The 14,046-nt window shown below is 36.8% G+C and carries 13 protein-coding genes; 3 read left to right on the top strand and 10 right to left on the bottom strand.

All coding sequences use genetic code 11. The features are described from left to right. Positions 1 to 115: 115 nt before the first annotated feature. The gene (locus AC1D0Y_RS14475; protein ID WP_477707724.1) at positions 116 to 1,810 is read right to left on the bottom strand and encodes a PrpR N-terminal domain-containing protein; all 1,695 of its coding nucleotides are present in this window, start codon (positions 1,808 to 1,810) and stop codon (positions 116 to 118) included. A 434-nt stretch (positions 1,811 to 2,244) separates the two neighbouring features. Between AC1D0Y_RS14475 and AC1D0Y_RS14480 the strand changes: the two genes are divergently transcribed. Further along, positions 2,245 to 2,541, top strand: coding sequence for a hypothetical protein (locus AC1D0Y_RS14480; RefSeq protein ID WP_013082749.1), 297 nt, complete (start codon positions 2,245 to 2,247; stop codon positions 2,539 to 2,541). Positions 2,542 to 2,647: 106 nt separating this feature from the next. Here AC1D0Y_RS14480 and AC1D0Y_RS14485 read toward each other — a convergent pair whose 3' ends face one another. Continuing rightward, positions 2,648 to 4,099: an NADP-dependent glyceraldehyde-3-phosphate dehydrogenase gene (locus tag AC1D0Y_RS14485; protein ID WP_336091651.1), complete on the bottom strand. Its 1,452-nt coding sequence runs from the start codon at positions 4,097 to 4,099 to the stop codon at positions 2,648 to 2,650. A 514-nt stretch (positions 4,100 to 4,613) separates the two neighbouring features. Here AC1D0Y_RS14485 and AC1D0Y_RS14490 point away from each other — a divergent pair. Both AC1D0Y_RS14490 and AC1D0Y_RS14495 read left to right on the top strand, forming a co-directional pair. Next, the gene (locus AC1D0Y_RS14490; RefSeq protein WP_169305173.1) at positions 4,614 to 4,754 is read left to right on the top strand and encodes a hypothetical protein; all 141 of its coding nucleotides are present in this window, start codon (positions 4,614 to 4,616) and stop codon (positions 4,752 to 4,754) included. A 491-nt stretch (positions 4,755 to 5,245) separates the two neighbouring features. Next, positions 5,246 to 5,401, top strand: a complete 156-nt coding sequence (locus AC1D0Y_RS14495) for an aspartyl-phosphate phosphatase Spo0E family protein (protein ID WP_016763750.1) — start codon at positions 5,246 to 5,248, stop codon at positions 5,399 to 5,401. 136 nt (positions 5,402 to 5,537) lie between these two features. Here the strand turns inward: AC1D0Y_RS14495 and AC1D0Y_RS14500 are convergent, their stop codons facing one another. From AC1D0Y_RS14500 to AC1D0Y_RS14535, 8 genes are all read right to left on the bottom strand, one after another. Further along, positions 5,538 to 6,506 (bottom strand): extracellular catalytic domain type 1 short-chain-length polyhydroxyalkanoate depolymerase, encoded by a 969-nt coding sequence (locus AC1D0Y_RS14500; RefSeq protein WP_060747486.1) that lies wholly within the window; start codon positions 6,504 to 6,506, stop codon positions 5,538 to 5,540. 469 nt (positions 6,507 to 6,975) lie between these two features. After that, positions 6,976 to 8,322, bottom strand: a complete 1,347-nt coding sequence (locus AC1D0Y_RS14505; RefSeq protein ID WP_060747487.1) for an MFS transporter — start codon at positions 8,320 to 8,322, stop codon at positions 6,976 to 6,978. 655 nt (positions 8,323 to 8,977) lie between these two features. Continuing rightward, positions 8,978 to 9,262 (bottom strand): DUF5316 family protein, encoded by a 285-nt coding sequence (locus AC1D0Y_RS14510; RefSeq protein WP_060747488.1) that lies wholly within the window; start codon positions 9,260 to 9,262, stop codon positions 8,978 to 8,980. A 175-nt stretch (positions 9,263 to 9,437) separates the two neighbouring features. Further along, positions 9,438 to 9,920, bottom strand: a complete 483-nt coding sequence (gene ybaK, locus AC1D0Y_RS14515; protein ID WP_060747489.1) for a Cys-tRNA(Pro) deacylase — start codon at positions 9,918 to 9,920, stop codon at positions 9,438 to 9,440. 258 nt (positions 9,921 to 10,178) lie between these two features. Further along, complete coding sequence (locus tag AC1D0Y_RS14520; protein ID WP_060747490.1) at positions 10,179 to 11,168, bottom strand: ABC transporter ATP-binding protein; 990 nt, start codon at positions 11,166 to 11,168, stop codon at positions 10,179 to 10,181. Continuing rightward, a complete protein-coding gene (locus tag AC1D0Y_RS14525) occupies positions 11,161 to 12,159 on the bottom strand; it encodes an ABC transporter ATP-binding protein (protein WP_060747491.1) in 999 nt (332 codons plus the stop codon). Before AC1D0Y_RS14525 ends, AC1D0Y_RS14520 begins: the two co-directional genes overlap by 8 nt. After that, positions 12,156 to 13,064 (bottom strand): ABC transporter permease, encoded by a 909-nt coding sequence (locus AC1D0Y_RS14530; protein ID WP_050691646.1) that lies wholly within the window; start codon positions 13,062 to 13,064, stop codon positions 12,156 to 12,158. The genes AC1D0Y_RS14525 and AC1D0Y_RS14530 overlap by 4 nt, the downstream gene beginning before the upstream one ends. A 9-nt stretch (positions 13,065 to 13,073) precedes the next feature. Further along, on the bottom strand, positions 13,074 to 14,027 hold the full coding sequence (locus tag AC1D0Y_RS14535) for an ABC transporter permease (RefSeq protein WP_050691645.1): 954 nt from the start codon (positions 14,025 to 14,027) through the stop codon (positions 13,074 to 13,076). Between the last annotated feature and the right edge of the window lie 19 nt (positions 14,028 to 14,046).

Genomic DNA, 14,046 nt, shown 5'->3' on the forward strand with positions numbered 1-14,046 from the left:
AAATTTAATCTTTTCTAAATTGTTTAAAAATTCAACAGGAAAAACCACTTTATCTTTACTAACTTATAGATAAAGTGGTTTTAAATTCGACTCAATCGAATATATATAGGAAATTTCATTTTAGTTTCCGCCACAGAGTGGTTCGATTTATACCTAGCCTTTCAGCTGTCTTTGTTTGATTCATACCTTCTTCTAACCATATTCTTTTTATGATTTTTCGTTCGATTTCTTCTAACGTTCCGTTTAAATCAATTTCCTGATTGTCACTTGTAACGCGAATAGTACTTATTACTTTCTTTAGATCATGAAGCTCTAAAAAAGCCCCTTCAGCTAATAGTACACTCTCTTTAATAATCTGTTTTAGCTGCTTTATATTACCAGTCCATTCAAAATTCTTTAAGTTTTCGTTTGCATCGCTACGTATCCCTACGATTTGCTTGCCGAATTTTATATTGTATTCTCCGATAAAGAAAAGAGCTAAGCTTTCGATATCTTCTTTTCTTTCTGTTAATGAAGGAAGGTCCAAGGTTAAACTAGCTAATAAATAATACAACTCTTGATCAAAACGCTGTGTTTCAGTTAAGTATTTGATACTTTTACGCGATAAAGTTATAAAACGGCACGTAGTTGAATTCTTTTTCAAGTAACTTGTTAATTGTTTTTGAGTATCCAATTCTAAAAAATCTATATTGTTTAAAATAACGCTTCCATGTGGATTATGGGCTAATAAATTATCATAAGAACTCTTGTCTAGAAGGCGCGCCCACTGTGCTTTTGAGAGGACTTCACAATCTATAATAAGCAGTGGATATTCACGTCTTTCACTATTAACATGAATAAGCTTTGCTAGTCGTTCTTTTCCAGTTCCTTCTTCACCGCTAATCCATACAGGTTCTTCCGTATTAGCATAAATAGTTGCAGCTTTTAAAACACCTTGCATTCTCTCGTTTTTTGTGACGATAGTCGTAAGGTTACTTGCAGAGCTTGCTTCGTTTTGTAAAGACACAATTGAGATTCCATCTATACCTTGATTTTCATTGGACTTATATTGATTAATGCGAAACACAATCAATTTTGAATGTGAGGTTTCCAGAGGATATCCTTTTACTGTCCAAAAGTCATCATCCCTACTAAAGACTGTTTCAAAAGAACCTGTGTTACATACAGTCTTTACAGCCTCTTCTACATTGAGGTTTTGTTTAAAGCTGTCAGTAAAATTCTTATTAAAATAAGGATTAGAAAAAATAGCTTGAGACGTTGAATTGTATACAACAATTCCTTCCATTTCATTTTGAATAATATCATAAGACATCAAGTAGTTTTTTTTGAAAGACGAGAGAAATCCATATATTTTCTTTGCATTTTGAAAAGATTTTAAAACACTTTCTTTTCCAGAAGTCAGCAATATACCATTGAGTCCAAGCTTTTCAGCTATTTTTACCGTAATGGCATCTCCAATAATATTTGTATATCCATCTTGCTGTAATTGAACTAAAATAGGCTCGATTTCTTTCTCGCTTTTGACTTTGTATGCAGACATATTGATATCTAGTATTTCACAAATTGTAGAAGCTCCTTCTGAAATAGGAGAGAACCCAACAATTGCTTTTTTTCCTGGGTAACCTTTAGCAAGCGTCAGCACGCGAAGCATATCGTAACCAGAAACTTCAATTTCAACAACCGGGATAGTCAACTCTCTTTGGATGAGTTCCGCCGTTCCTCCTCGACTGATGATGATATCTATGCCATTATGTATTGCATCTTTGGCAAGAGTCAGGCCTTCTTCTAAATCACCTATCTCTACTTGCAACTCGAATTCTTCTTTTTCTCCTAGGGTAATCATTAGCTCTTTTAAACCGTTATAAGGAGCGATAGCCAGTACTTTCATTCAATCACCTTCTGTTGCATTTTTAAACACATCTATAATATACCAAAAAATTCTTTTGATGCAAAATGAATCAACTTACAAATGTTTTAAAAAAGCTTTATATCGATTAGATATAGGCAAGGCTTGAAAACACAGGTAAAGGTTACCTGCTAAAAGACCTCTTCTTTTATTAGTACAAACTTCTCTATATTGAAAATATACCCACTCATTTCACCGTTTTTTCACTTTAACATGATATCCTGTAGTATACTTTTGTTTCACGTGCTAATTCCCATAATTTTTTGCTATTTAAGGTTATTCATTTTTATTAGTGGGAAAGTTACATAAATACAACACGTTATAGGGGGGACTTTAACATGGATAAAAGAATTGAAACATTAAAAGAAAAACTGCCTGATAATCATAAGGAGGTTGCTGTTCTGACCTCTCATATTTTTGATGCGCTTGATAAATTAACAACTGAACATCGCAGATATGTTGATATTTCGGCAGCAGCCAAAATAAAGCCGAATCCGGATGAAGAGAAAGCTTTTTTTGATACCATTTATCAAGTGAAAACACTCATTATGTCAGAGCTTGAAAAAACCGTTGAGGATATCGAACATAAAGGTGATAAAAACTGGCATAAGAACTACAAAGATGGAATCGAGTGATAGGTAAATAAAATGTTTAAAAGCCTGTGTTTTTTGGAGCACAGGCTTTTTCCCATGAGATTCTCTACACTCTACTGGCTTGATTTGAAGAGCTCTTGGAATTCAATCATTGAAGATTTAATACCGTTACTTTTTCACGAGTCATGGATTCAATACTTTTACGAATGCCTTGAGCACCCATACCGGATCCCTTTATGCCGATAAAAGGAAAATGATCAGGACCGCGTTCCGTGCGTCCGTTGATTTGAACGGATCCTACTTCAATTTTATTTGCAATTGAGAAGGCTTTATTAATATCTTTTGTAAAAACGCTTGCTTGTAAGCCAAATTCTGATTCGTTTGCTATATCAACGGCTTCTTGATCAGAAGCGACGCGGATAATTGGTAACACAGGACCGAATGGTTCTTCCCATGCCACGCGCATAGTATCATTCACGTCATCTAAAAGCGTAGGATAGATAAGGTTTCCTTCACGCTTGTTTCCAGTCACAACTGTTGCACCTTTTCCTAGTGCATCTGCAATTAAAATCTGAATAAAGTCCGCTGCCTTGCTATCAATTAATGGAACGATCGTACATCCATCTTCAGGAGAACCCACTGATAGTTTATGTACTTCTTCTTTTAAAATATTTACGAGCTCGTTTGCCACTTTTTCATGCACAAGTACACGTTTAATAGCTGTACAGCGCTGACCGGAATAAGAAAATGCTCCGCTTATAATATGTTTTGCTGCTTCTTGTAAATCTGCGTCTTCACATACAATACCCGGGTCTTTTCCTCCAAGTTCTAATACAAGAGGAATCATGCCTGCCTTTTTAGCTAATTGAGTACCTGTATTTGTTCCCCCGGTAAATGAAATCATGTTAATGCCTTTATGTTCAACCAAATAATCCCCAATAACAGATCCGCGGCCCGTTACGACGTTTACAAGTCCTTGTGGAATACCTGCTTGATCAAGAGCTTCAATCATCTTAATACCGCTGATCGCTCCTTGCGTTGCGGGTTTGAAGATAACTGCATTTCCTGAAATAAGAGCAGGCGCAAGCTTAGCAGCAGACAAATTTACCGGATAGTTAAAAGGAGGAATCGCGAGTACCACGCCTAAAGGCACGCGTTCAACAATGGCAACTTTAGACTTAGAACCGCCAGGAAAACTATCTCCCTTCATGCTTTCTCCGTTCATATGAAGGGCTTCTTCAACTGTATAGCGAATGAAATCTGCTGTGCGCACTACTTCATTCCTTGCATCTTTTAAGCTTTTTCCAACTTCCTTCATAATAATTTCGGCAATTTCACTCTGCATTCTTACCAGCTCATCCGCCCAGTTGTATAAATACTTGGCACGTTCTTGGAGAGAAATTTCTGCCCACCCTTTCTGAGCTTTTTGCGCGGCATGTACTGCTTCATCGACCTCTTCTTTTGTGATAGCCTGCACTTTTCCAATCACGTCATGACGGTATGGAGAAACAATGTCAATTGTCTGCCCCGATTTGCTTTCTTTCCACTCACCGTTAAGATAAAAAGAATAAGTTGATACATTTAATACCGTTGTTGTCATAAAAAGTCCCCCTTAATAAAAGTGAAATTATTATCAAAATTTTCAGTCTTTTTTACCAATGAAAACTCTGTGAATATCTGAGCAAAAAGAATTCTAGGTGCATCCATTTCTATACCTTTTTATATCGCTTGTAACTTCCTTAAACTTGTTGTCTTTAAAACAGCAGCTTTTCTCTTTTCGACTCAAAATCAAAGCATCATATAATTAAATGAATATTTTGTATTTTTAATATATATAAATTTCTTTCATTCGTACAATACAAAAAAGTTATCTCAACGATTAATAATGTTAATGATTTATGTCCTCCATACGAAAAAAATTTATGGCTTCCTACTTTTTTAGGGAAAATGGGAGTTTTAAGCTCCCTTGATTATATTTATTTTGAGGGAGATATTGAGGAGATGTGCCCTACTCTTTTTGTTCTATGTGTTGAGAAAATAAAATAAGGGTATATAATAAATATAGGAAAATGAAGATAAAAGTAGAATATATATTCTAAAGGGAGGGATTTATTGTGATTGTTACTTTAGGTTTTGCGGCATCAATTATTGCTTTGTTTATGCTTTTTACTAATCGGACGTCCAATATCCCGGAAGAAATAATCCATGACACAACAAATGTTAATAAAGAAGAGCAGTATATGTATTATATATAAAGCGTCTTAACAGACGCTTTTTTGTTGTGCTTTTTACAAAGTCTATAGCGGTTAGAAACGGCCCTCACCTATCATTTATGTTTATTTGTCAGTGCCTGATAGCCATAAATAGTTAAGCAGAAACTAATAAACGAAAAAAAGATATGTTTTGGCTTAAAGTTGACTAACTTAAATAAGTCCAATCTTATGTTAACATGCCTAAATGTAATTGAATTATGCCTATATCCCAAAAACCGGATAAGCTCTATTGCTCTGTGAGTTATTTACAACCGGTGGAACAATCACAATTAAGACAGAGCATAGCTTCCAGCAAAACGTTTAAGAGCTAATTCTTTTTAAATGAAAATATCTGAATTCAAAATACGACAGACTTCGACACTATCTATTTGTTACTATATTTTTTAGGTTCTATTTTTAGATTGGAACCATTTTTACATAAATCATTCAACAATTTAAGCCTTTAAAATGACGTGGCAAGTGGAGGAAACTTAATGTGTTTCAAATGTAGACTACTGCTGATAAAGATAGAATTTATACGAAAAATGATGATGATGATTGCCCTAGAAGAAGGGTTTACAAGTAGTAATACGATTAAAATCAGTCAGGATCTCGATGTATTGTTAAATCGGTTTGAAGCTACTTGCTAAAAAATGCTGGTGGATAACAGAAAAAGGATCTTTCGATAAGATCCTTTTTTGCTGTTGGTAGACGATTATTTGTTTCAAAAAAATGAAAGGCTAACGTTATTTAGTAGCATATTGTGATCTCTCTTTCGTCCTCTATTTAATCATTGTGGGCTTCAAAAAAATCCCACATCATTTTTGAAGCATTAGGACCTTTTGAATCAGTATCCGATCCATTGTCATTTCCTCCTGACCATGCATGCCCCATATCCTCTACCATAATTTTTTTCATCCAGATTTTATTTTCTGTATCTACGTAGTCATACGTTATGTAACTATAATGATTTTCGTTTTCCCTTGAAGTATAAGAAGCTGCATTTTCATGTAGGTCGATACCGAAATTCTTATATGTATAAATCCACTGCTGAATGAATGTAGACGCATTAATTGGATTGACTGTTGTATCTGATTGACCATGAAACGTAATGATGGGAACAGGCCGTGCATAAGGCCCCATTTTTTTATAAGCTTCCTCACCGTCAAGCTCAGGATTTAAAGAGCCGTATAGCATGACTTCTCCAGCTGTGATGAGGTCTACGGCATACGCATTACTTCCTGCTGAATGAATGCCTACTGCTTTGAATACATCAGGATAAGCAATAGCCATCACATTTGCCATAAAGCCTCCAGCTGACATACCAGCAAGGTATATATTAGCAGGATCAACAGCATATTTAGCGGTTATGTGATCAATCATATCTTTTATTATGTCTGGCTCTCCATTACCGCGAAACTGGTTATACTCATAAAACCAATTCCAGCACCCGTTGGAATTAGCAAAGTAATTCATTTGAGGATAGAGAACAATAAAGCCTTTTTCTTCCGCTAGCTTATTCATCTCCGTACCTGTCGCAAAATCATCTGCATCTTGTTGGCATCCATGAAGCATAACGATTAATGGTACTTTACTTAACCCAGTATATGTACTTGGAACATACACCTTGTAGGTAAAATAATCATCATAATTATACTCTTTCCAAATAGGTTGAAAGAACACGCTCTGTAATTCTATTAAAAACGTAGAAGCAGTTAAAACTGGGTTCGTAAAAAAGGAATATAAAGTATTCATGAAGTTTACCCTCTCTCTATTTCTGATGTATATACTCTTTATTTCGTTATATCACAAAATAATCCTTTTATTGTGACGCTGATCTTTTATATGCCTCTACTTTTTTTCTTCATTCTTTAGTCGTACAAATTTATAAGGTAAGTTACGCTCTACGTCGGATAACAACTTTAATTAGTTTTATTAAACTTAATATCACGACTATCCAATCAGGAAAATTTTAAAGGGAGTTTTCACAATGCCTAAAGTAAAGCCTGGTTTTAAACCTTACTGGAATGAGATTATACGAGGACTTATTATCACCAAATAATGTACAAAATTCATAATGCAAAACTATAGAAAAAAGAATTCTATAGTAAGAACAGTCACTTAGTACGTTTAATACAAGTATACGCGCGGAATACTAGAAAAGGACTGGCTATAAAAGCCCGTCCTTTTTTATGTTATCAAACGATTATTTATTTAACCAAAATTAAAAACTGATATTATTTGGCGGTACATTGTCTCCTTTGTCCTCTTTCTTGAGCTCAGATTCTATGTATGAATCTTTAGAGGACTCTCCCATACGCCAATAAACAAGAAAGCTGATGGCAATACACCCTGCTACATAGAAAAAGAAAAGTGATTCATGGCCGATACTTTTCAGCCATAGGGCAATAAATTCTGCAGTACCTCCAAATATGGCAACTGTAAGTCCGTACGGTAACCCAACACCAAGAGCTCGAATTTCTGTTGGGAAAAGCTCAGCTTTTACAATAGCGTTAATCGATGTATAACCTGTTACAATGATAAGTCCAACTGTCATTAATAAAAAGGCCATGACTGGGTTATGTGCTTGTTTCATAAAAAGAAACAGCGGTACAGTCAGCAATGTTCCCAAAATACCAAAGCTCATTAACAGAGGTCTGCGTCCAATTTTATCCGATAGCATACCTGCTATTGGCTGGATGACAACAAATACAAGCAGCGCACAGAAGTTAATCCAGCTTACGACTCCTTTATCCAGCCCTACACTGTTTACCATAAATTTTTGCAAATATGTTGTATACGTATAAAAAGCGACCGTTCCTCCTAATGTTAAGCCAATAACGGTCAACACTGCTTTAGGATGCTTCATAAGTGCTTTAATAGTTCCGGCATTTTCACGGCTTTCAGAGTCCATTTTAGAAAATTGCTCTGACTCATCCATTGTACGGCGCAGCCATAAAACGCTTAGCGCTCCGATGGCTCCAATGACAAAGGGAATACGCCAGCCCCATGAAATCATATCTGCTTCACTAAGAACGTTTTGCAGAATAATTTGAACACCTAATGCCACCAGCTGGCCAGCAACAAGCGTCACATACTGAAAGCTAGAATAAAATCCTCTTCGCCCGCTGCTTGCCATTTCAGAAAGGTAAGTTGCAGACGTTCCGTATTCTCCTCCTAAGGAGATTCCTTGCAGCAAACGCGCTAATACTAGAATAATAGGAGATAATAATCCTATGGTGCCATAGTTAGGAGTACAGGCGATAATAAAGGAACCGCTCGCCATAATAGTAATAGATAAGGTAAGCGCAGCCCGACGACCATATCGATCCGCATAGCGTCCCATTAATAAACTACCGATTGGACGCATTAAGAAACCCACAGCAAAGATTGCCGCTGTGTTAAGCAGCTGACTTGTTGAATCACCTTCCGGGAAGAATTGCGATGAAAAATAGACGGCAAAAGCAGAGTAAACGTACCAATCGTACCATTCAATTAAATTCCCAACAGATCCTTTGAAAATATTACTTGTAACACGCCTGTTGTTTGCAGCTTCACTGGTATGAGCCATGATTGATCCCTCTTTTCTTTGAGTGTTTAATGTTGGTTCTCCTGTAACATGAAGTAGCAAGTAATTTACCAGCAAATTTTTTTAACAGCTAGACTGTATTGCTTTCTATAAAACCTGTTCAACCCATTACTTATATAATGAGAGCGCTTAAAAAAGGTTGGATCATTCATTTCAATATCATCTATAGATAATAAAATAAGCGGTTTTAAAAGCGGCTGCTGTCTATTACATATGTAGTGTTAATCCTCCCTTCTATTTATATATTGTACTATTGATTTATTAGAAAATATAATATTTTCTAATTATTTATACAAAAATTTTACAAAGTTTAGCTTTCTAATTTATATGACAAACAGAAAAAAAGCCATGTTCTTTAAGTGAGAACATGGTTAAGAAAATACTCTTTTCAACTCGTGAGTGTAAGCTGCTTACATTTACATAATATGTAGAATAAACATAACTTGTACTAAGCTCTAACCTAAATTTAAGGTAATTATCGAATTTTAATCTTATCCTCTATTATATATACAGTCATAGATGCTCTATAATTTTGTTGCATCGGCGACCTTAATTTGGCTCATTTAATTTTAAATTCACACAAAAAGCCTTCTATCCCGAGATATTTTTCACCTAAGCTTGTTGTTTGGAAACCAAACTATATAAAATAATGAATAAGAAGAAACACGGCTAGAACTGGAGTGGCAGCTAACATAAGGTTTATCGAATTTGTAATTCTCCACTTCTTGTCCGTTTTTGATTCCGTAGCCAGATTGGCTCTCATCCGATCGCCGCTTACAGCTGCTCCAGATATAATAATGGCTAGCCCTACTAGTATAATGAACACTGCCAAAAATACTGTTTCTGAATTTACGTTAGCTATTGTACATGCTACTAAAAGAATAAAAGATAAGACGAATCCACCAATAATGGATTTAATCATTTTGTTTTCCTCCTAATCCTTTTATAAAGTTCCTAAACATTAACTATATAATATCATTTTTTCTATATTTTTACTTTTATTTTCGTTATTTTAACAGGTGAAAAGACAGTAATTAAGGTAATTAAAAAAGCGAAACGCTCATGTCTGAGTACGTTTCGCTCAATGTAACTGCATTTCAACTATCTTTTGTGATGTCTGCTAAACCTATGCGAATTACTTTTGATAAGTCACTTAACGTTAACTGTATTTGGTGACCTACACGTCCACCTGAAAAGTAAATCGTTTCACAGTTTTCTGCTGTAGAGTCAATGAAGGTTTCGAACTGCTTTTTCATTCCGATAGGAGAACACCCTCCGTGAACATATCCTGTAAGAGGCAACAGTTCTTTTTGAGGAATCATTTCCAAAGACTTTTCACCAGCCGCTTTTGCCGCTTTCTTTAAATCAAGCTCCTTTTCAACCGGTATCATGAAGACATAATGTTCTTTTGATTTCCCTACGGTCACCAGTGTCTTAAAGACTTTAGCAAGGTCCTCTCCAAGCGAAGTAGCTACCTGTACCCCACTCAGCTTTTTAGTGTCATAAGAATAGTAGTTGTACTCAATTTTTTTCTGATCTAAAATTCGCATGACATTCGTTTTATCTGCTTTTTTACCCATAATTATCACCGATACTATCATAACACGTTTTGTTTTTATATCTCCATATATTAGGATAGGTAGGTTAGTAAGGATTATTCATATCTTTTATATAAAAATGAATCTAATACGCTGAATAATGACTTTTCACCACCCTTTAAATCTGCTATTTTCACACAAAAAAGCCACTAGAGGCACTAGTGACTTTTTCATTTCTATTTATTCAATTATGCTGCTGCATCAATACGTTTGTTTTCTCTATCGCCACAGCTTTTCACCTTAACTATAAAGATGACATTTTACTTTATGCTTGCTGTCAATCACTGTGTCTTCAGGTGTTTCTTTCATGCAGCGGTCAAATGCGAACGGGCATCTTTTATGAAACGCACAGCCTGAAGGTGGATTAAGAGGAGAAGGAATTTCACCTTTAACCTCAATTTTTTCGCGTTTTTCATGTTCGTGAATTGCCGGGACAGATGATAAAAGAAGTTTTGTGTAAGGATGACGAGGATTTGAAAAAATCTCTTCTGTTGGCCCTTCTTCTACTAATCTGCCTAAATACATCACGCCAACGCGGTCTGCAATATGTCTTACGACGCTTAAATCGTGGGAGATAAAGAGATACGAAAGCTTCATTTCTCTTTGCAAACTGCGCAGTAAGTTTAAGATTTGTGCTTGAATGGATACGTCCAGTGCTGAAACCGGCTCATCACAAATGATAAGCTTTGGGTTTAAAATCAATGAACGCGCAATGCCTATGCGCTGGCGCTGACCGCCTGAAAATTCGTGCGGATAGCGGTTGTAATCTTCTTCGTTAAATCCAAGCTTTTTTAATAACTCAATGACAAGCTGCTTTCGTTCGCTTTTTACGCCTACATTATGAATTGTTAATGTTTCTTGAATGGAAGCACCAATTTTTTTTCTTGGATTAAGAGAAGTATGCGGATCTTGGAAAATCATTTGTAAATCTTTACGAATCGTTCGTAAGCGTGATGCTTTAGATTCGAAAATACTTTCTCCATTGAACTGTGCTTCTCCGCCCGTTGGTTCTACTAATTTTAAAAGCGTGCGCCCCGCTGTACTTTTCCCGCAGCCAGATTCGCCTACTAATCCGTACGTTTCGCCTTCATAAATATCAAAAGATACATCTTGAACTGCTTTGATTTGGCCTTTCGCTTTCCCTAAGGCAGAACGAACCGGATAATATTTTTGCAGGTTGCGAACTTCAAGCAAGGGCTTCACACTTTGCTGCTTTGCTTCACTAGACATACGCAACCTCTCCCTCTTGAATTTTTTCATAGTGCCAGCATCGAACGCGATGTGTATCATCGGCATGCTCTAAAACAGGTACTTCTTTATGGCATTTTTCCGTTGCAAACGGGCATCTTGGTGCAAAACGACAGCCGTCTGGCACGTTTGAAAGCGGCGGCACCGTTCCGGGAATGGACGAAAGCTCTTGTGTTCTGTCGCCATCTAAGTGAGGAACCGACTTAATTAAGCCCATTGTATAAGGATGAAGCGGCTTTGAAAACAGCGTTTTAACGTCCGTTTCTTCCATCACTTGTCCTAAATACATTACGACTACTTTTGTACAAATATTAGCGACAACGCCTAAATCATGAGTGATGAAAAGCACTCCCATGTTGAGCTTTTCTTTTAAATCCATCATGAGGTCAAGAATTTGCGCTTGAATGGTTACGTCTAAAGCTGTTGTTGGCTCATCGGCAATAAGAAGCTTCGGCTCACAGGCTAAAGCCATCGCAATCATAATGCGCTGCCTCATTCCACCTGAAATTTCATGCGGATACTCTTTTGCTCGCTGTTCTGGAGACGGAATGCCTGTTAGTCTCAAAAGCTCTACGACTTTCTTTTGCGCTTCTTTTTTGGAGACTTTCTGATGCAGACGAATCACTTCAACAATTTGTTTTCCAATGGGCATAACGGGATTTAATGACGACATTGGATCTTGGAAAATCATTGAGATTTCGTTTCCTCTTAGCTTTTGAATTTGCTTTGAAGACATCTCTAATAAGTTTTTTCCTTCAAACAAAATCTTGCCATCGTAGCTTGTTAGGTCTTCATCTAATAGCTGAAGAATAGATTCGGACGTTACGCTTTTTCCAGATCCTGATTCACCGACAATCCCTAATACTTCTCCTTTATTTAATTGAAGAGATACATTGTCAACAGCCGTTACTTCTCCGCTATACGTTGTAAAAGTTACTTGTAAGTCTTCTAATTTTAAAAGGGCGTTACTCAACGTTTTTTCCTCCTTTTCTTCAGCATTACGTTTTTCGGATTTAACCAATCGCGCAGACCGTCACCAAATAAATTAAGGCCAAGTACAATTAAAATGATGAATACACCCGGAAACACGGTCATCCACCATGCGTTGTAAATCGCAAGCTTTCCGTCATACAGCATATTTCCTAAGCTCGGTGTCGGCGCAGGAATCCCTGCTCCTAAAAAGCTTAGCGAAGCCTCAGTTAAAATCGTTACGGCAAACACGTATGTTACTTGAACGATTAAAGGCGATAAGACGTTTGGCGCCATATGAAAACAAATGATTCGAAGTGAGCTTGCTCCTTGAGCTTTTAGCGCTTCAATAAACGTTTTTTCTTTTACAACAAGCGCAGCTGAACGAACAATTCTCGCAATCGAAGGGATAAATACAAGGCTCAGTGCGATAATAACGTTGCTTGTTTTAGGTCCTAAAGCAGACATAATGGCAATTGCTAGCAAAATAGATGGAAAAGCAAACAAGCCGTCACAAATTCTCATTAAAATATAATCAAGAATTTTATAATAAGAAGATAAAAGTCCAACGATTAAACCAAGTACAGTAGCAACAATCGTTACTGCGGCTCCAATCATTAATGATATTCTGACGCCGTACATTGTCCGGCTAAATACATCTCGTCCAAAGTTATCCGTTCCAAACCAGTGCGTGCTTGACGGCGGTGCTAATCGATTTGCAGGGTCGATTTGTAAGCTGCCAAAAGGAGAAATGAGCGGAGCAAAAACAGCAATCAAAATAGATAATAAAATAAGTATCGCTCCTCTTACTAGCAAACGATTTGAGAAAAAGCGCGCTACCGCTGGGTTTCTTTTTTTCTTTGCAGTTACTGAAATGGTCTCTGTATTTTGTTGTGCGTTCACATTCATCACCCTCCTTTAATCATGATAAGAATTGCGTACACGCGGATCGATCACGGCATACAGCAAATCAACAACTAAATTGATGACCACATAAGCAACCGTAATTAAAAGTACGGCTCCTTGAATAAGCGCGTAATCCCGGCGTTCAATTGATGAAACAATCAGCTGACCTAGCCCTGGAATGTTAAATAATGATTCTGTTACCGCCGCTCCGGTCACAAGTCCCGCAAACGATTCTCCAATAACTGTTAAAATTGGTAAAAAACTCACGCGCAGCGTATGCTTGAGCATAATTGTACGTTCATTTAATCCTTTTGCTTTTGCCGTTTTAACAAAGTTCTCAGAAATGGTATCGAGTAAAGATGAACGCGTCATACGCGTAATTAATGCAGCTTGAATCGCTCCAAGCGTAATCGTTGGTAAAACTAAGTACTTTAAATACTCAAATAATCCAGCATTTAACGGAACGTATCCTGAAACAGGAAAAATTCGAAGCTGTACCGCAAAAAGCAAAATAAGGAATGAACCGAGAAGAAAGCTAGGAATGGAAATACCTAAAAGGCTGGCTCCCATAATGCTTTCATCACGAATCGTTCCTTTATGTTTAGCTGCATATATACCAAATAGTAAAGCAAATGCCACACCAAAAATTTGCGCGAGTATAGCTAGAGAAACCGTAGGACCTACATTATCCCAAATTGCCCCGAGCACAGGTTTATTTAAAAAGTAAGAATAGCCAAAATCTCCGTGAAAAATGTTAGATAGCCAGATAAAGTATTGATTAATAACAGGCTCATCCAATCCCATTTCTTTGCTCAGCGCTGCAATTTGTTCCGGACTTGCGCCTTGTCCTAAAATGATTGCTGCGGGACTCCCAGGCGTTAAGCGCGTAATTAAGAAGACAACAATAGATACAATGAATAAAACAGGAATTAGTGCAAAAAGTCTCTTAAGTGTATAAGCTCCCATCGTAAACTCCTTTCTAAAA

Source organism: Priestia sp. P1_B12_1 (assembly GCF_056406695.1).

Bases quoted from the DNA above. Each gene is read 5' to 3' on its own strand.
- AC1D0Y_RS14480 (WP_013082749.1), top strand. From the start codon at position 2,245: ATGGATAAAAGAATTGAAACATTAAAAGAAAAACTGCCTGATAATCAT.
- AC1D0Y_RS14485 (WP_336091651.1), bottom strand. From the start codon at position 4,099: ATGACAACAACGGTATTAAATGTATCAACTTATTCTTTTTATCTTAAC.
- AC1D0Y_RS14495 (WP_016763750.1), top strand. From the start codon at position 5,246: ATGTGTTTCAAATGTAGACTACTGCTGATAAAGATAGAATTTATACGA.
- AC1D0Y_RS14500 (WP_060747486.1), bottom strand. From the start codon at position 6,506: ATGAATACTTTATATTCCTTTTTTACGAACCCAGTTTTAACTGCTTCT.
- AC1D0Y_RS14505 (WP_060747487.1), bottom strand. From the start codon at position 8,322: ATGGCTCATACCAGTGAAGCTGCAAACAACAGGCGTGTTACAAGTAAT.
- AC1D0Y_RS14510 (WP_060747488.1), bottom strand. From the start codon at position 9,262: ATGATTAAATCCATTATTGGTGGATTCGTCTTATCTTTTATTCTTTTA.
- ybaK (WP_060747489.1), bottom strand. From the start codon at position 9,920: ATGGGTAAAAAAGCAGATAAAACGAATGTCATGCGAATTTTAGATCAG.
- AC1D0Y_RS14520 (WP_060747490.1), bottom strand. From the start codon at position 11,168: ATGTCTAGTGAAGCAAAGCAGCAAAGTGTGAAGCCCTTGCTTGAAGTT.
- AC1D0Y_RS14530 (WP_050691646.1), bottom strand. From the start codon at position 13,064: ATGAATGTGAACGCACAACAAAATACAGAGACCATTTCAGTAACTGCA.
- AC1D0Y_RS14535 (WP_050691645.1), bottom strand. From the start codon at position 14,027: ATGGGAGCTTATACACTTAAGAGACTTTTTGCACTAATTCCTGTTTTA.